This is a genomic window from Ruegeria sp. HKCCSA071 (assembly GCF_017872555.1).
GTDB lineage: Bacteria > Pseudomonadota > Alphaproteobacteria > Rhodobacterales > Rhodobacteraceae > Ruegeria.
Window position 1 is genome coordinate 1 of record NZ_JAEDOX010000014.1, and the last position, 17030, is coordinate 17030.

Below are 17030 nucleotides of genomic sequence, written 5' to 3' on the forward strand. Positions count from 1 at the left end.
CTTTCGGCTGAATTACACCGGCAGCTATTCACTCTCTGTGTTCTTGAGCGTCAATGGTCAAAGTTTGCAACAGATCCATACGAGAGTGCCTACGGTTAGGCACCCGCGTCACCATGATTGAGCGCAAAGGTGACCGTTGGTCACTTGAGGTCGATGGTTCCGAAAGTTCTGAAAGTATTGAGGCCGATCTCGTTGTCGTTGCAGCCGGGCTCTATTCAGAGACACCAAATGTCCCGAACATTCCCAAACGTGAAGATTTTGGAGGAGAAGTCGTTCACGTGAGCGAAATTAAAGACATATCGCAACTCAAAGGTCGTCGTGTCGCTGTAATCGGCTACGGAAAAAGTGCCACAGATATAGCGGGTTCGGCTGTGGGTGTCGCGGAAAAGGTTCACCTCGTATTCCGAACCGCACACTGGCCTGTTCCGCGCAAATTGCTGGGCGTTCTTCCCTTCAAATGGGGAATGCTGACACGCCTTGTTGCTGCTCTGATCCCTCCGTATGTCAGACCCAGCCCAGTCGTGCGCGCCATCCACTCAATAGGATATCCGTTGCCCTGGCTGTTCTGGCGTGTCGTAGAACTGCTGCTCAGCACCCAGCAACGATTGCGAACACAAATCGCGCGTGGTGAGACCCTGATGCCTGAGACGCCTGTCGAATTCGACGCGTTTACGGAAGTGACTATGGTTCCACGTCCGGGGCTCATCGACTTTATCCGATCAGGTAAGATTTCCGCACATCGAACAGGCTTGAGTGCATTCTCTTCCAACGGGATCGACCTTGCGGACGGAGATTCTCTTGAGGTCGATTGCGTGGTCTTCGGCACGGGCTGGAAGACCGGCTACCCATATCTTCCGAAGTCGATCCTCACTTCCTTGGGCGATGGACCGGATGGGTTCTATTTATACCGCCATGTCCTGCACCCCTCGGTGCCAAACCTTGCATTCGTGGGTCGGGCGTCCTCCTTCATGAGTGTGACGACCTTCGCGCTTCAGGCCAAATGGCTTGCGGAAGTCGTTGCAGGACGTGTGCTCCTACCGAATGCTGAGGCCATGCAAAGCGATATCGATGCGCTCAAGTCCTGGAAACAATCTTGGATGCCAGAAGGGCCAGCACGTTCCGCCACACTTCTACTTCACATGTGCCACTATCACGATGAACTCTTACTCGACATGAGTGCGGACCCACTTCGCAAACGCGGTTTCCTGGCGCCGATTTCTGAGTTGATTGTGCCTTATCGTGCCTCCGACTTTCGAGACGTGGTCTAAGCGATTTGTACGCGAAGCCCCTAATATCCTTTTGACACTTCTTTAAAATGGATACGCGTGAGGATTTTTGTTTGGAACGACACCTGGCGGCCATACTCGCAGCTGATATTGTTGGCTATAGCGCGCTTGTTAGTGCGGACGAGGAAGGCACTTTACACGCGTACAAGGGTCACTTTCGAGCGCTGGAGCCGCATATCGGTTTGAATGGCGGGCGCTTGTTCAAAAAGACCGGTGACGGTTTTTTCGCAGAGTTTCCTTCGGTTGTGGATGCGGTGGCATGTGCGGAAACGATGCAGCGTCAGATGGTTGAGCGGAACGCGTCACGCGGGCAAAGCCCGGAGATGCAATTCCGTATGGGAATTCATGCGAGTGATGTTTTTGATGACGACGGTGACGTTCTTGGTGACGGCGTCAACATTGCAGCCCGGTTGGAAGGTTTGGCTCCACCTGGTGGGATCATAGTTTCAGGGCGGGTCTACGAAGACGTTATAGGTAAAGTGGATGTTTCGTTCACCGAATTGGGTCCGCAATACCTGAAGAATATTGCGCGCCCTGTAACCGCCTACTCAGTACAGGCGGCATTCGCTACTGCACCTCCGGTAATTCAAACTCGCCCAGACAAGCCTTCGGTGGCCGTATTGGCGTTTGAAAATCTTTCGTCTGACGCAGAACAGGACTATTTCGCAGAAGGTATTACCGAAGACATTATTACCAGCTTATCCAGAGTGCCTTGGATATTCGTAGTCGCCCGAAACTCTTCTTTTTCTTACAAGGGTCTTTCGGTTGATGTGCGTCGCATCGGTCGCGAACTTGGTGTTCGCTACGTGCTGGAGGGTTCTGTTCGCGGAGCTGGTAATCGGTTGCGTGTTACTGGTCAGCTGATTGATGCGGAAACCGGGGCGCATGTCTGGGCGGATCGATACGATGGGAAGCTCGACGATATTTTTGAACTTCAGGACCAGATTACTGAAGCCGTCGTTGCTTCAATTGCGCCGGGTATTAGACAGGCGGAAATCGACCGTTCTGCGCACAAACGCCCGGACTCTCTGGGAGCATATGATCATTTCCTGCGCGCACAGGCCTTGATCTACAGGTTCAATTTCGCTGAAGCGGACGACCATTTGTCAAAAGCTCTCTCGCTCTCAAGTGAGTACCCGTTAGCCAGCGCCCTTCGAGGCTGGATCAGAACTTTGCTTTGGAACCCGGACACGCGCCCAAGCAAGGACCGATTTGACTTCGCAGTGCAGCTTGCACATGAGGTTCTAGAGGCGTCGCACGTAGACCTGGAAGCGCAAGCATATGCCGGCTACGTACTCGCATTTCTGTCAGAAGACACCGAGTACGGCTTGTCATTGGTGGATCACGTGGTCAAAACAAGCCCAAACTGCGTTTCAGCCTGGGGCTCCAGTTGTTTACTGCATGGCCTGATGGGTGAAGCGAAAACGGCACAAGCGCATGCCAGGGAGGCCCTCCGGCTCAACCCGAATGATCCGCTGAATTACCGGGTCTATATGGGAGTCAGCCTATCGCAAATTGCAGAAGAGAATTGGCACGGTCTAAAAGAAACAGCCCAAAAAATGCGTGCATTTCATAACACTGTGACGGTGTTCCGCCTGAACGAACTTGTCGCAGAGATGGCTCTCGGCAATGTGGAGCGAGCCAAAGAACTTGCGCGTATTCACATGTCGCGGGAACCTGATTTTAGCGTTTCAATGTTTCGGGAAATGCGCGCTCGTATCTCAATTGCAAAGCCGGAGATCTATGACGCGTTTTACACGATGCTGGCAGCCGCATGCATTCCTGATTAGCGCCACCAATTGCAGATCAGCTGCCAGTGATCGAAAGCGAGCAGCACATGGAGTAGCAATTTGTCACTATTGGTGGGATATCCGCTTGGGGCTGAGTGCTTCCAAAGCGACAAAGGGCGCTTCTATGAGCACCGCTGACACTTTCAAACAAACCCAAGGGTGCCCGCAGCTCGCTGCGTGAGCGAAAAGTCGACATGTGACGGCAGATATCTATAGCCTCAACTGGCTTGGTCAGAGGTTCGGCAGAAAAGGGGCAGACCTGACGCAGCTTTGTAGCAAGTATAGGGTGAAGCAAACTAACCAAAGGAGAAACTACAGGGGTCATGCGGTCATTTGTTGCTATATCGCTTAGCGGCGAGGCAAAAGAAGATTTTGCACGTGCGCAGCGCGTACTGACAGTTGGCCGACCGGTACTGGAGGACAACTTGCATCTGACCCTAGTCTTTCTGGATGATCAGCCCGAGGAGATTTTGGAGGCATTGCATGAAGAACTTCTGGCTCTTTCAGCCCCAAGCTTCAGACCTGCGAGAAATCGTTGTGCGATAGCGCCAATGAGCGAACCCCCAACCCAAATCGCGCCATAACCAATGACAAGGGCCAGCGCCTCCGTGGGGCGCGCTGCGCCTGCATGTCCAAGTTCAAGAAATACCCGCAATGTCGGCACAAAGGTTGGCATCATCATTGCCGCGGCCATGATCAACCACATCGCAAAGAGAGCGCCAAGGCCAGTGTTTATGGCCCCGCCGCACAACGCGCGCCAAAGGTCGCGCGGCACCCCGGACAAGGGCGACGTCATTGTCATGAAGAATAAAGCGGCCCATGCGCTCAGAACGATTACAAAGAACGCAATCCACACAATTGCGGTTCCAGCTTTTGGATGATTGAGACTGATCTGTAGCTTGGAAATCATCCCGCCGCCCCAAGTATCCGACCGGCGATTCCTGCCATCCCTTGCTGCTGCAGCACGCCGGCCAAAGTCTCACCGTTCACATTCTGGACCCGCAAAGCGCCCTCCAGTGCCATCGCGGCAGCAACGCCTGTCGCCTGCCCCATCGCCATGCATTGCGGCATGCCCCGAACCGAGGCAAAGGCCACCGGATCGGCACAGATGAGGCGACCGGCGAACAGCAGATTCTCGATAGTTTCGGGGACCAGCGCGCGGAACGGGATGGTGTAGTAGGCACCCTGGTCGACGGCGGCCTCATGGGTCATCTCGGCGCTGTCGCGCATCACATCGTCGATCGGGTTGTCGCAGGCGACGATGCCGTCCGCGAACCTGGTTCCCCCGGCGATGTCCTCTCCGGTGATGCGATAGAGCGCTTGCAGCTTTCGGGTTTCGCGCACGCCAACGGTCGGGCCGAGCCCCCACATCTGCGCATCCTGGAAGCCAGGCACATCCTCGACCAGAAAGCGCGCCACCTGATGGCAGCGGCGCCGGCCCTCCTGCGTGGCGCGAGCGATGACCGCCGGGTCGGTGCCGTCGACGCCCCGGATGGTCACGGTGTTGCAGAACACGGTACCGGGGTGGAAGCCACGCATCAGGTAGAGCTTGTGCAGATCGGGGTGCAGCCGTCCTTCGGCGATGCCTTGGGCAGCGAAGCGGCGGAAATAGGGGTCGCCTTCGGCAAAGACGGCCTCCGTGTCGACGCCGACCATGTGAAAAGTCAGGCTGACCGCCATCATGTTGCCCCGGTCGTCTCCCAAGGTGTAGGGAACACCAGCGCGCGCGGACAGATCGCCATCGCCGGAACAATCGATCACCATGCGCGGGAGAAAGCGCAACGGCCCCAGTCTGTCTTGCGCTGATACCGCGCCGATGCGCTTGCCGGCCATTTCGGGTAGGCCGCAGAACGTGTTCAGGTGCAGGATGACGCCCGCCTGATCCAGCATGTCGAACATGACCAGTGTCGCAGTCTCGTGGTCGTATTGAACCTCGGCGCCGAAGTTTTCCAGCGCGCAAGGACGGACCTCGGCAGCGGGCGGCGTCATTGCTGACAGCCAGCCCGTCAGCTCAGCAAAGATGCCGCCGATGCTGTAGCCCAGAGGATAGCCGCCGCCCCAGGGCATGCCGGGGCAGGAGGCCATGACCCCGCCGATCTTGGGCCCGGCCTCGATCAGGCGGACGCGCAGCCCCTCTCGGGCCGCGGCAAGCGCCGCCGCGAAACCGGCGGTGCCGCCACCCACCACCAACACATCAGTTTCGATCTCACGGATCGGCTCTGCCATGGTCAGGCGATCCTCACGCCCTGGCGGAGCAGTTCAGCCTGAACCCCAGCCATATCCACCTGCGCCACATCGCAGCCTGCCTTGACCGCCAGTGCTGCGGCCACGCCCGTGCCCTGCCCGGCGACCGCGCAGCAGGCCATGTTGCGCGTCGCGGCATGGGCGATCCGGTCGCCGCCGATGGCGCGGCCCGCCACCAGCAGGCCCTTGACCTTGCCGGGCAGCATCGCCCGGTACGGTATCTGCATGTAGCGTCCGGTGGTCGGGATGATCAGCACGCCATAACCGTCGATGAATTCCGGATAGATGCCGATGGAATCCTCGAACCGGCCCTGCTGGCGCACGTCGGTTTCCGTCATGTTGTAGACGGCACGGATCTTGCGTGTGTCGCGAATGCCGATGGTCATGCCAAAGTTGCGCAGTCGCGCGCCGGCGCAGCCTGGCATGAACCGGCGCAGCGCCTCGATAGCCAGAACGGCCTGATGGCGGCCTTCGATCTCGCCCTTCGTCATACTGTCGGGATCGGTGCCGTCGATCCCGGCGAGGTGGACGAGGTTCATGTATGTCAGCTCGCCCGTGTCATGCATAGCGCCCCAAGTGCCCGCGATGGTGTTCAGATGCGGCGGTATCACACCCTCTTCGATTGCCTTGGCGAAGGGTTTCTTGAGGAAGGGAGAGAACATTTCGACTTCTTTCCCATCGGTTTCGACCGTCCATTCGCCGGTGGACCAGTCCTTGTAGGTCTGCGGATCGCGACGCACCTCGGCCATGAAAGCGGCCTTGTCCACACCGGCAAGGTGGAACATGACGCTGGCCGCCTGCATCTCCTCGACCGGGGTCTTGGCGGTCGGCGCGCCCGCGCGATGGGCCACGTCGGCGTCGCCCGTGGCGTCGATCACGACACCGGCCAGGATCGCCTCGCGTCCGGCCTTGGATTCCACAATGATCCCGGCGATCCGGTCGCCGTCCATCACCGGGGCGACGAAGTGGCGGTGCAACATACCGTGGATTCCGGCCTCCTCCACCAGCCGGTCGGCCACCAGCTTGAAGCCCTCGCTGTCGATTTCATAGCTCAGCGACTGGCTTTCGGGCACGGCGGCGCCCATGTCACGAGCACGATCCTCGAATTCGCGTCCGATGCCGCCTGCCTCGACAGTCGCTTCGTGGCGGTACCAGGCAAAGCCTTCGACACCGACGACCGTGATGTTGCCGCCGAAACAGCCGAACCGTTCGACCAGACAGACCTCGACCCCGGCCCGGGCAGCTGCCAAGGCTGCGGCAAGCCCCCCGGGGCCGGATCCGACCACAAGCACGTCCGTATTGTGGATGACCGGCGTCTGCCGGGCGGGTTCCGTGATGACAGTCATGTTGCCCTCAGAGGAATGGCAATTCACACAGAGTTCCTTCGACGGATCCGGCCGCGCGCCTTACGACGACCCGGTCACCGGGTTTTGCAGAGGTCGCCACAAGCGCGAACCCGATGTTTTTCTTCATGCGGTAGGACCAGACACAGGTGGTCATGTCGCCAATGCGCGTGCCATCCATGTCGATGTCATTCCACGTGAACTCCGCCTTGACCGGTTCCGAGTTGTCCATGACCACACCCAATTGATGCCGTTTCGGACCCTCAGCCGCGATCCGGCGTAACGCCTCGATCCCGACCGTGTCGTCAGGCACATCAAGGTCTACAAACTTGCCCATCCGGACCTCGAACGGATTGGTCTGCCCGTCCGAGTCGCCGCCATATGAGACCAACCCGCTTTCGACACGTTCGCACCAGTTGGGGTTGCCTGGCCCGATGCCGTGGGGCTGTCCGGCTTCCTTGACGATGTTCCAGAGCTCAGTGCCTTTGGTGCCATCCATCAGGTAAATTTCGAACCCGCCCTGCTTGGACCAGCCGGACCGGGCCACCGCCACGGGGATTCCGTCGATCTCTGTCTCGCGGAACCAGAAATATTTCAGGTCGCGAACCCAGTCGCCGAAGATCGAGGCGACGACGGTTTCCGCCTTTGGCCCCTGCACTGCGAGGGGCGACACGTCCGGTTCGCTCACCTCGACTTTCAGACCGCGCTCGCGCGCGATGGCCTCGGCCCAGAACCAGATGTTGCTGTCGGCGATGGACAGCCAATAGCGGTCTTCGTCCAGCTTCAGCAGGATGGGGTCATTGATCAAGACGCCTTGGTGATTGCACAGGGGGACATACTTGCCTTGCCCGATCTTGCATTTCGACAGATCACGGGGCGCAAGGATCTGCGCCAGCCGCCCTGCGTCGGGGCCTTTCAACTGCACCTGGCGTTCAACCGCCACGTCCCACATCGAGACGCCGTTGATGATGCGCCAATATTCCTCTTCGGGGTGGCCATAAGAGGTGGGCATCAGCATGTGGTTGTACGTCGTCATGGCACAGACGCCGTCAGCAAGCGTCGCCTCGTAGAAGGGAGAAGGACGCAGACGTGTGGAAGGCGAGATCAAGAACATGTTTGCCCCGGTTGTTGAGTGGAAGGGAAACGAAAGGCCGCCGATCCGGGTGGACCGGCGGCCAGGAGTCAGTCGGCATATGCCTCTGACAGGGAGGATGTTGGCTTAGGCGAGCCAGACGTTTCGCAGCGTCTGTCCAAACCCACCCATCGCGCCGACCGAATGCGGCGTGTAGCCCATAACGTTCTTTGCCGTTGCCTCAAGCTGGTTCTGGAACACAGGGTTCACGAAGCCGCCGTCGTCGTTCATCATGTGGAGCATGTCGCAGTACATCTGCGCGCGCTTGGCCTCATCCAATTCGGCACGGGCGGCAAGGATCATGGCGTCGAACATGTCCGATCCCCACATGGTTTCGTTCCAGCTGCCGCCCTTCATGTGAGCGATGGTGAGGAAGGCATCGACGGTCGGACGCGCCTGCCAGCCGGACATCGTCATCGGTTTCTGCATCCAGATGTTCGACCAGTAGCCATCAGACGGGGTCTTGATGACGTTGATATCGGCCGCGCCCTTCGCGGATTGCTGGAAAGTCAGCGCGATGTCGTTTGCGGTGCTGCCCGCGGTCTCGGACGTGTAGAGATCGACCGCGTTGATGCCTGCCTTGTCGAAATAGAATTTCGCCTTGTCGAGGTCGTATTCGGCGGGCTTCACGTCCTCGCACCAGTATTTGTAGGTGGGCCCGATTGGCGTGTCGGCCGAGATAGTGCCGATACCCTTGAATACCTGGTTCAGGATGAGTTCCCGGTCCAGCGCATGCTTGATGCCCTTGCGGAAGTCCGCGTTGTCGGTCGGCGCGCGGTCGACCATCATCACGATATTAGTGAAACCGCCCGTGGGCGTATTGTGTAGCGTGATGGCGCCGTTGCCACTCAACTGTTCCACGGCGAAGGCGGGCACGTCGCGAATGGCGTCCACGTCACCGGCCAGCAATGTGCTGAGCGTCGCGTTGGCATCCGGCACAGGGATGAAGTCGATCCCGTCGAGATAGGGCTTGCCCTCTTCGTAGTAGTTTTCGAACCGTTCGAGGACCACACGTTCACCGGGGATGAACTCCATCACCTTGAACGGGCCCGAGCCGATGGCCATCGAGAAGTCGCTGTGGCCGGCCGGATGGATGGCGAGATGGTAGTCGGACATGATCACCGGCAGGTCGGCATTGCCCGAGGACAGGGTGATCTTGACGGTCGAGGCGTCCGGTGCGTCGATCGCGGTGACGGTCGAGAGTAGCGCCTTTGCGGGAGATTCCGAGCCCTCGGCGATGTGCCGCGACAGGCTTTCGACGACATCAGCGGCGGTGACCGGCTGGCCGTTGTGGAAGGTCAGACCGCCACGCAGCTTGAAGCTCCATTCAGTGGCCGCGTCGTTGACGCTCCATTCTTCAGCCGCGTCGCCTTCGACCTCCAGCGTCGGCGCGAAACGGGTCAGGCGCTGGTAGACGCAGTTCGAATAGATGCCGTCATCGGTATCGACCATGCGCACCGGCTCGAGCGTGTTGTCCGTGTTGCCCTGCGCAATCCGCAGCCAGCCGCCGCGCTTCGGTTCCTCGGCGCGGGCTGGCCCGGCCATCGCAAGGATACCACTTGCCGCTGGCACCAGCAGGCCAAAGGCGCCCGCGCGCTTGAAAAATCCCCGGCGGCTGAGCGCGCCGGCCTTGTATTGCCGTACCAGGCTGTCGATGTCGGACATATCTTTCCTCCCAGATGACCGATGACGGGCTGCCCCGCTATTCCTTGGACATTGCGAGGGACAAGCGCAGTGCACAAACAACCGATTTCATGACTTTGCCATAACTGAGGTTATGGGTCCGACTCTCACCGCTCGCGCGCCAGGAATGGTTCTGCGGTCATGCCTGTTGGAACTGTCACCCCCATTCGCGTCAGGATCGATGGCGCAAGTGCCAGTTGATCCAGCAGTGTGTCTTCTGGCGGCAGGGCACTGTCACCGAAGTAATAGAAGGCGACGTCCTGTTGATCCTCTCCAGCACCGCCGTGGTGGCCAAGGTCATCCTGACCATGATCTGCCGTGATAATAACGTCATAGCCAAGGTTGCGCCAACGGGTCACGTAGGGCGCAAGTGCTGCGTCAAGATAGTAGCAGGCGTCGCTCATCTCTCGTTTCCCATGGCCAAACCGGTGTCCCATGCTGTCAAGCGTCGACGTATGCAGCAGTCCGTAGTCGATCCCCTTGGCCTCGCAAAGATAGGTCAATGTGGCGAACAGATCGGCATCGGACGGGCTCATCTGGTTGGCTTCCGTCGCATCGGCCATGGTGTGGAAACGGCCGTGGTGGATCGGGCCCTCTGGGCTGTCGAGTTCGATGTCGCGCACGGGGTCGAACGGCATCCGGTGGAATAGTTCGCTCCACCAACTCAGCGCCACGGCACCGGTCTTGCGCCCCGCCCCAGCCAGTTCCGAGAACACATCCGGCGCCTCAAGACGCTGGCGGCGCTTGTTCCCGGTGACGCCATGGACGTGCGGCGGAAGGCCGGTGTGCATCGACGCATAGCAGGCCGAGGATGTGGACGGCAGGACCGACCGCATCCGCCGTATCCGCGCCTCGCCCGAGCCGACCCAGCCTTCCAGATTGCCGAACAGGCGTCGGAAATTCCGGTAGGGCACGCCGTCCAGGATGATGAGAAGAAGCTTTTCGGATTTGGTCATCAGTTCACCTCGAACAAGCCGGCAGCCCCCATTCCGCCGCCGATGCACATCGTGACAACAACGTAGCGGACGCCGCGTCGGTTGCCCTCGATCAGCGCGTGGCCAACCAGCCGCGCACCTGTCATCCCGTAGGGGTGGCCCACGGAAATCGCGCCGCCGTTCACGTTCAGCCTGTCGGGATCGATCCCTAGTTGGTCACGGCAGGGAATGGCTTGCGCGGCGAAGGCCTCGTTAAGTTCCCACAACCCGATGTCCTCGACTGTCAGACCGGCCCGGTCAAGCAGCCGCGGCACGGCATAGACCGGGCCCATGCCCATTTCCTCGGGGGCGCAACCGGCGACGGCCAGCCCTCGGTATATCCCAAGCGGCGACAGCCCGCGCTTTGTGGCCGCTTCTGCCGACATCAGGACACAGGCCGAGGCTCCATCCGACAACTGACTGGCATTGCCTGCGGTGACCAGCCCGCCCTCGACAACGGGCTTCAGGCCCGCCAGCGTATCCTCCGTGGTGCCCGGGCGGTTGCCTTCGTCCCGCGTCAGGGTGATGGTTTCCTCGTGCATCTCGCCGGTTTCGCGGTTCTTGATCAGCTTGGTGGCGGTCACCGGGACGATCTCGTCATCGAAGGCCCCGGCGGCCTGCGCCGCGGCGGTGCGGGCCTGCGACAGCGCCGCGAATTCGTCCTGTGCCTCACGCGTGATGCCGTGCAACTGCGCCACGTTCTCGGCCGTCATTAGCATCGGCATGTAGGCGTGCTCGGCCGCGCGGGTCACGGCGGGGTCTTTCTCGGCCATGACCCAGTCGAAATAGCGTGCCTGGATCGCCGAGATGTTTTCCTGACCACCTGCCACCACGACGCCCATGCCATCGAGAGCGATCTGCTTTGCGGCAGTCGCAATGGCCATCAGCCCTGAAGCACATTGCCGGTCGATGGTCTGAGCGGCCGACGTGGCTGGCAACCCGCCCGCCAGCGCAGCCAGCCGCGCAACGTTCAGCCCGGCGGTGCCGGCAGTCAGGACCGACCCTATCACGACGTCCTCAACCTCGGCAGGATCGACGCCGGACCGCGCGACCGCCGCCCGGATCGCATGCCCGGCCAGCGTCGGCGACTTGATGTTGTTGAAGGCCCCCCGGAAGGCAGAGCCGATGGGTGTGCGGGCGGTCGAAACGATGACGACGTCTTTCATGGCGAAGGTTCTTTCCTAGCAATAGCGGGTTCTCAGGGCTTTCTTGTCCAGTTTCCCGACTGAGGTCTTGGGCAGCGCTTCGACAACCTCGATCCGGTCGGGCACGGCCCATTTCGATAGCGCCCCGTCCGCGACCGCCCTGGCAAACGACGTGCGCAGTGCTGTCGCAATTGCCTCCGGGGCATCGGTGCAGGCGACCACCAAGAGCGGGCGTTCGCCCCATTTGGGGTCCGGCACGCCGATGGCGGCGGCCTCAGCCACCCCCGCGACCCTGCTGGCAAGGTTTTCCAGTTCGAGCGAGGAAACCCATTCCCCGCCGGTCTTGATCACATCCTTCAATCGGTCGGTGATCCGCAGGGTTCCACCCTGATCGAACAGCCCCACGTCGCCGGTATGCAGCCAGCCACCGTGCCAAAGCGCCTGCGTGCCCTCCTCATTCTTAAGATAGGCCTGCGTTAGCCAGGGAGCGCGGGCGACGATCTCGCCGGTGGACTTGCCGTCGCGTGGCACGTCGTTCATCCCCGGATCCACAACCCGGATCTGGACCATCGGCGCCGGTTTGCCGGTCGCAGTCCGCACCTCGATCGGCGCCTCTGGGTCGCGCGTCGCCATCATGTCGGCTACCGTCAGGAAGGGACAGGTCTCTGACATTCCGTAAGCCGCGTGAAGGTCGACGCCTCGCGCCAGTGCCTGGCTCGCCAGTCCTTCGGGCAGTGCCGAGCCGCCGATGATAACCTTCCAGCGGCTCAGGTCCGTCGTTGCCGCCTCCGGTGCATTCAACAACATCGCAAGGATCGTCGGCACGCAATGCGAGAAGGTCACGCCATGCTCGGCAATCAGCGCCAGCAGGCGCGCGGGATCGTAACGGCCCGGATAGACCTGCTTCAGCCCCATCAGCGTCGCGACGTAGGGAATACCCCAGCCGTGAACATGGAAAAGCGGCGTGATCGGCATGTAGACATCGCCACGGTTCAGCCCGCCGCCGGGGATCGGACCCAGGCACGCCGCCACGGCGAGCGTGTGCAGCACAAGCTGGCGCTGCGAATAGCTGACCCCTTTGGGGTCGCCCGTCGTGCCGGTGGTATAAAACAGCGTCGCGCGGATATTTTCGTCGAAGTCTGGAAAATCGCTGACCGGCGTGGCGGCGTCCAGAAGGGCCTCATACTCGCCCTCGGCTTTCACATCCGGGGGCGTCTGGCCGTCATCACTCATCACCACCAGGCGCCAGGGCCGCTCGATCCGGTCGGCGATCCCCATGAGCATCGGGAGGAAATCGACATGGCAAAGGATCAGGTCATCCTCGGCATGGTTGATCGTGTAGAGAATCTGATCCGGCGACAGGCGGATGTTCACCGTGTGCAGGGTGGCCCCGATCATTGGCACGGAAAAAAAGCATTCCAGATAGCGGTGGCTGTCCCAGTCCAACACCGCGACAACGCTGCCTTCGCAAGCGCCAAGGGCGCGCAAGGCCCCGGCCGCACGTCCGACCCGCTCTGCGAATATGCGGTAGTCGTAGCGCATAGTATCGGCATGAACGATTTCCTGCCCGGGCGCATGAGAAAGGGGCGCGGTCAGGATCTGCTTGATCAACAGGGGGTAGGCATAGGCGGTCATGGGCTTCTCCGGTTTCAAAACTTGTGCCGCCTCAAGTCGGCATCGGACAAACAACAAAAAACCGGGCTTTGCCCTGATCCAAGGCAACCCATGCCCGACCCATAACGAAAACACACCCATCATGTCTTCTATGGTTGTTTGTCGAAAACAACGCTTGCCCTGAAACTGCGAGCAGCCTTGAGGGAGGAACGAGGTGTATCGCATCATATTGACGCGCCTGGGGCAGGGTTTGCTGACCTTGCTGCTGGCATCCATCATCATTTTCGGCGCGACCGAGATCCTTCCCGGCGATGTGGCCGAGGCGATTCTGGGACAAAGCCGCACGGACGAGGCGCTGGCCACTCTGCGTGAGGAGATGGGCCTGAACCGCCCGGCCATCGTTCGCTACTTCGACTGGCTGGGTGGGATGGTGCAGGGTGACCTGGGCACCTCTCTGGCAACCAAGCGTCCCGTGGCCGACATGATAGAAAGCCGGATGTGGAACACACTGCGACTGGCGCTGCTGGCGGCGGCGATCTCGGTTCCGCTGTCGCTTGCGCTTGGCCTCTGGTCGGCGATGCGGGCCGGAGGCAAGGTCGACAAGACGCTGGCCATGACTACACTCGCGCTGATCGCGGTGCCCGAGTTCTTTATCGGCCTTATCCTGATGAAGGTCTTTGCTGTCGAGTTGAAATGGTTGTCGGCCTCTGCCAATACCCGACCCTATTTCGATTTCTGGCAGAATTTCCGCGCACTTGCCCTGCCGGTCGCGACGCTCAGCTTTGCGGTTCTTGCGCATATGATGCGGATGACCCGGTCATCGGTGATCAACATTTTCACCTCGCCATATCTCGAGATGGCCGCGCTCAAGGGTCTGCCAAAGCGCCGTCTGGTCATCCGCCATGCGCTGCCCAATGCGCTGTCCCCGATCCTGACCGTGATCGCGCTGAACCTCAGCTATATGGTGTCCGGCGTGATCATCGTCGAAACCGTGTTCGGCGTCCCGGGTCTGACTCGCCTGCTGGTCGATGGCGTCACGCTGCGGGACATCCCGCTGATCCAGGCCTGCGCCATGATCTTTGGCGCCGTCTATATCCTTCTGAACCTGCTGGCCGATGTCCTGTCCATCATGGCCAATCCGCGCCTGAGGTACCCCAAATGAGCGACGCAACCGAAATTGCCAAGCCGCGCGCTTCGGTCTTTGCGGGCCTGCGCCTGACCTGGACCGCCACCATCGCGGGCTCGGTCCTGCTGTTCTGGCTGGTCCTTGCCCTGTTCGGACCATGGATCGCGCCGCATGGCGAGGCCGAGATCATCTCGGGCACGACCTTTGCACCAGTTGGCGAAGGCGGACTGTTGGGAACGGACAAACTGGGGCGTGACGTCTTCTCGCGCCTGATCTACGGGGTGCGCACGACGCTTCTGCTTGCGCTGATTACCACGGTGATTTCCTTTGCCTTCGGCGTGACGCTGGGTTTTGCCGCCGCGAACCTCAAGGGCTGGTTCGACATCGTCGTCAGCCGAATCGTCGAAGCCTTCATGGCCTTCCCCTCGACCCTGCTGGCCCTCGTGGTGATCGGCGCATTCGGGACCTCGATCACGGTTCTGGTGCTCACGGTCGGATTGGTGCTGTCTACCAGCGTCTTCCGGGTGTCGCGCGCGCTTGGCTATGACATCGGTGTGATGGATTTTGTCGAGGCCGCCCGCGCCCGCGGCGAAGGCACCTGGTGGATCCTGACGCGCGAGATCCTGCCAAACTCCATGGCCCCGCTGATCGCCGAGTTCGGACTGCGCTTCACCTTTTCCATCCTGTTCCTGTCGGGCCTGTCCTTTCTGGGGCTCGGCGTTCAGGAACCGGCTGCCGACTGGGGCCTAATGGTGCAGGAAAACGTCGGCGGGCTGTTCCTGGGATCCTCCGCTGCACTGATCCCGGCCGCCTGCATCGCCTCGCTGACCGTATCAATGAACCTGCTTGTCGACTGGTTCCAGCAGCGTCAGCAAGGTGAAACCGTTCTGGAGAAGATCGACCAATGAACGATATCCTGACCATCAAGAACCTGCGCGTCGAGGGTCGTCCGCCCGGGGGCAGCTATGTGCCGATCGTCAAGGGCGTGTCGCTGAACGTTGCCAAGGGTGAAGTGCTGGCCCTGATCGGTGAAAGCGGGTCAGGTAAATCCACGATCTCGCTGGCGTCGATGGGGTTTGCCCGGCCCGGCTGCCGCATCGCGGGAGGAGAAATCTGGCTGAACGGGCGCGACATCATGAAACTGTCACCGCATGAGCGCCATGCTCTGCGCGGTGACGAAGTGTCCTACGTTGCGCAATCGGCGGCAGCCAGCTTCAACCCCGCGCTTCGGATCGGCAAGCAGGTGATCGAGGCACCGCTCTGGCATGGCGCCGGCGATGCCGCGACGCTGACCGCCACAGCCGTCGATCTTTACCGCAAGCTGGACCTACCGAACCCTGACACCGTCGGCGACAAGTTCCCGCACCAGGTTTCGGGCGGGCAGCTGCAACGACTTATGGCGGCGATGGCCATGTCCTGCGGACCGGATCTACTGATCCTTGATGAGCCGACAACGGCGCTGGATGTGACGACGCAGATCGAGGTGCTGAAAGCCTTCAAGGACATCATCCGCGATCAGGGGACGGCGGCCATTTATGTTACCCACGACCTGGCGGTCGTGGCGCAGGTGGCGGACCGCATTCTTGTTCTCAAGAATGGCGAAATGGTCGAGGAAGGCCCAACCGCCCAGATCCTGAATGATCCGAAGCACGAATATACCCGCTCGCTGATGGACGCCGTCCGGCCCGCACCGCATCTGGTCGACCATGTTGACGGCAGCGCGGCGCAAGCGCCGGTCATCTCCGCACGAAACATCACGGCGGGTTACGGGGCGCTAACCATCCTTTCGGATGTTTCAGTTGATGTCCCTGCAGCATCGGTCGTGGGGGTGATTGGTGAAAGCGGCTGCGGGAAAAGCACACTGGCGCGCGTCGTCGCCGGCCTGACGCCGTTGCGAGAGGGAGAAATCAAGCTCGATGGGAAGGTCGCCGCCCCTGGAGTGAAGGATCGCCCCCGCGATACGCTCAAAGATTGCCAGATCGTGTTCCAGATGGCCGATACCGCGTTGAACCCGCGCCAGCGGATCGGTGATATCCTGGGCCGCCCGCTGGAGTTCTATCAGGGCCTCAAGGGTCGCGCGCGTTTAGACAAGGTTGGCGAGCTTTTGGAATTGGTCGACCTTCCGCGCAGCTTTGCCTCGCGCTTCCCGGGCGAATTGTCAGGTGGGCAGAAGCAACGCATCAACCTCGCCCGTGCATTGGCTGCCGACCCCAAGGTGATCCTGTGTGACGAGGTCACCTCGGCGCTGGATACCGTGGTCGCGGCAGGGGTGATCGAGCTTCTGAAGTCGCTCAAGGACAAGTTGGGCGTGGCCTATATGTTCATCAGCCATGACCTTTCGACCGTCGCCTCTTTCGCGGATGAGGTGGTGGTGCTCTACGCCGGACGGGTGGTCGAGAAGGGACCGTCAAAGGCCGTCTTCAGCCCGCCTTTTCACCCCTATACCAAACTGCTTCTGTCCTCGGTACCCGAGATGCGGCAAGGCTGGCTGGAAGGGGTGGCCGATACCGGGGAGGCTAAGGCCGCGAGCGCCGGAAGCGTGATCATTGGCGCCAAGGGCTGCCCCTTCGCCAATCGCTGCACCCATGTGATTGCCGGGACATGCGACAGGGTCACGCCGCCGTTGCGCGACCTTCCCGGAGAGTTGTCAGTCGCTTGCCACCTAGACACTGACGCACTTCCAAGCACTTGAA

General features: G+C 60.7%; 13 protein-coding genes and 1 pseudogene. 6 read left to right on the forward strand and 8 right to left on the reverse strand.

Annotated elements, in window-relative coordinates; genetic code table 11:
- The first annotated feature begins 53 nt into the window (after positions 1 to 53).
- The 3 genes from I9188_RS17725 (at position 54) to I9188_RS17735 (ending at position 3660) form a co-directional block, all read left to right on the forward strand.
- A complete protein-coding gene (locus I9188_RS17725) occupies positions 54 to 1268 on the forward strand; it encodes an NAD(P)-binding domain-containing protein (protein WP_280922441.1) in 1215 nt (404 codons plus the stop codon).
- A 47-nt stretch (positions 1269 to 1315) separates the two neighbouring features.
- A complete protein-coding gene (locus tag I9188_RS17730) occupies positions 1316 to 3076 on the forward strand; it encodes an adenylate/guanylate cyclase domain-containing protein (protein WP_209599700.1) in 1761 nt (586 codons plus the stop codon).
- Positions 3077 to 3399: 323 nt separating this feature from the next.
- Positions 3400 to 3660, forward strand: coding sequence for a 2'-5' RNA ligase family protein (locus I9188_RS17735; protein WP_209507307.1), 261 nt, complete (start codon positions 3400 to 3402; stop codon positions 3658 to 3660).
- Here I9188_RS17735 and I9188_RS20475 read toward each other — a convergent pair.
- The 8 genes and pseudogenes from I9188_RS20475 to I9188_RS17770 form a co-directional block, all read right to left on the reverse strand.
- Positions 3591 to 3986: pseudogene (locus tag I9188_RS20475) on the reverse strand (DUF2182 domain-containing protein); the annotation flags it as partial. The gene I9188_RS17735 and the pseudogene I9188_RS20475 sit on opposite strands and share 70 nt — an antisense overlap.
- Positions 3983 to 5302 (reverse strand): FAD-dependent oxidoreductase, encoded by a 1320-nt coding sequence (locus tag I9188_RS17740; protein ID WP_209507308.1) that lies wholly within the window; start codon positions 5300 to 5302, stop codon positions 3983 to 3985. The gene I9188_RS17740 and the pseudogene I9188_RS20475, both read right to left, overlap by 4 nt.
- A gap of 2 nt (positions 5303 to 5304) precedes the next feature.
- On the reverse strand, positions 5305 to 6666 hold the full coding sequence (locus I9188_RS17745) for an FAD-dependent oxidoreductase (protein ID WP_209507309.1): 1362 nt from the start codon (positions 6664 to 6666) through the stop codon (positions 5305 to 5307).
- A 7-nt stretch (positions 6667 to 6673) separates the two neighbouring features.
- Positions 6674 to 7777, reverse strand: coding sequence for a glycine cleavage T C-terminal barrel domain-containing protein (locus I9188_RS17750; RefSeq protein WP_209507310.1), 1104 nt, complete (start codon positions 7775 to 7777; stop codon positions 6674 to 6676).
- Between the two features lie 105 nt (positions 7778 to 7882).
- Positions 7883 to 9460, reverse strand: a complete 1578-nt coding sequence (locus I9188_RS17755) for an ABC transporter substrate-binding protein (RefSeq protein WP_209507311.1) — start codon at positions 9458 to 9460, stop codon at positions 7883 to 7885.
- A 125-nt stretch (positions 9461 to 9585) separates the two neighbouring features.
- Positions 9586 to 10434, reverse strand: coding sequence for an alkaline phosphatase family protein (locus I9188_RS17760; RefSeq protein WP_209507312.1), 849 nt, complete (start codon positions 10432 to 10434; stop codon positions 9586 to 9588).
- Positions 10434 to 11618, reverse strand: a complete 1185-nt coding sequence (locus tag I9188_RS17765) for an acetyl-CoA C-acyltransferase (protein WP_209507313.1) — start codon at positions 11616 to 11618, stop codon at positions 10434 to 10436. The genes I9188_RS17760 and I9188_RS17765 overlap by 1 nt, the downstream gene beginning before the upstream one ends.
- Positions 11619 to 11633: 15 nt before the next feature.
- Entirely contained in the window at positions 11634 to 13232 is a 1599-nt protein-coding gene (locus I9188_RS17770) for a fatty acid--CoA ligase (protein ID WP_209507314.1), read from the reverse strand.
- 193 nt (positions 13233 to 13425) lie between these two features.
- On the opposite strand from I9188_RS17770, the gene I9188_RS17775 reads away from it, so the two are divergent.
- The 3 genes from I9188_RS17775 to I9188_RS17785 are packed head-to-tail and all read left to right on the forward strand — an operon-like array spanning position 13426 to position 17029.
- Positions 13426 to 14373: an ABC transporter permease gene (locus I9188_RS17775; protein ID WP_209507315.1), complete on the forward strand. Its 948-nt coding sequence runs from the start codon at positions 13426 to 13428 to the stop codon at positions 14371 to 14373.
- Positions 14370 to 15245: an ABC transporter permease gene (locus I9188_RS17780; protein ID WP_209507316.1), complete on the forward strand. Its 876-nt coding sequence runs from the start codon at positions 14370 to 14372 to the stop codon at positions 15243 to 15245. The genes I9188_RS17775 and I9188_RS17780 overlap by 4 nt, the downstream gene beginning before the upstream one ends.
- Positions 15242 to 17029: an ABC transporter ATP-binding protein gene (locus I9188_RS17785; RefSeq protein ID WP_209507317.1), complete on the forward strand. Its 1788-nt coding sequence runs from the start codon at positions 15242 to 15244 to the stop codon at positions 17027 to 17029. The genes I9188_RS17780 and I9188_RS17785 overlap by 4 nt, the downstream gene beginning before the upstream one ends.
- Position 17030 lies beyond the last annotated feature (1 nt).

What these genes read in the sequence shown, in the direction of transcription:
- I9188_RS17725 (WP_280922441.1), top strand. Translation starts at nt 54, where the DNA reads ATGGTCAAAGTTTGCAACAGATCCATACGAGAGTGCCTACGGTTAGGC.
- I9188_RS17785 (WP_209507317.1), top strand. Translation starts at nt 15,242, where the DNA reads ATGAACGATATCCTGACCATCAAGAACCTGCGCGTCGAGGGTCGTCCG.
- I9188_RS17760 (WP_209507312.1), bottom strand. Translation starts at nt 10,434, where the DNA reads ATGACCAAATCCGAAAAGCTTCTTCTCATCATCCTGGACGGCGTGCCC.
- I9188_RS17770 (WP_209507314.1), bottom strand. Translation starts at nt 13,232, where the DNA reads ATGACCGCCTATGCCTACCCCCTGTTGATCAAGCAGATCCTGACCGCG.
- I9188_RS17780 (WP_209507316.1), top strand. Translation starts at nt 14,370, where the DNA reads ATGAGCGACGCAACCGAAATTGCCAAGCCGCGCGCTTCGGTCTTTGCG.
- I9188_RS17740 (WP_209507308.1), bottom strand. Translation starts at nt 5,302, where the DNA reads ATGGCAGAGCCGATCCGTGAGATCGAAACTGATGTGTTGGTGGTGGGT.
- I9188_RS17750 (WP_209507310.1), bottom strand. Translation starts at nt 7,777, where the DNA reads ATGTTCTTGATCTCGCCTTCCACACGTCTGCGTCCTTCTCCCTTCTAC.
- I9188_RS17765 (WP_209507313.1), bottom strand. Translation starts at nt 11,618, where the DNA reads ATGAAAGACGTCGTCATCGTTTCGACCGCCCGCACACCCATCGGCTCT.
- I9188_RS17735 (WP_209507307.1), top strand. Translation starts at nt 3,400, where the DNA reads ATGCGGTCATTTGTTGCTATATCGCTTAGCGGCGAGGCAAAAGAAGAT.
- I9188_RS17755 (WP_209507311.1), bottom strand. Translation starts at nt 9,460, where the DNA reads ATGTCCGACATCGACAGCCTGGTACGGCAATACAAGGCCGGCGCGCTC.
- I9188_RS17745 (WP_209507309.1), bottom strand. Translation starts at nt 6,666, where the DNA reads ATGACTGTCATCACGGAACCCGCCCGGCAGACGCCGGTCATCCACAAT.
- I9188_RS17730 (WP_209599700.1), top strand. Translation starts at nt 1,316, where the DNA reads ATGGATACGCGTGAGGATTTTTGTTTGGAACGACACCTGGCGGCCATA.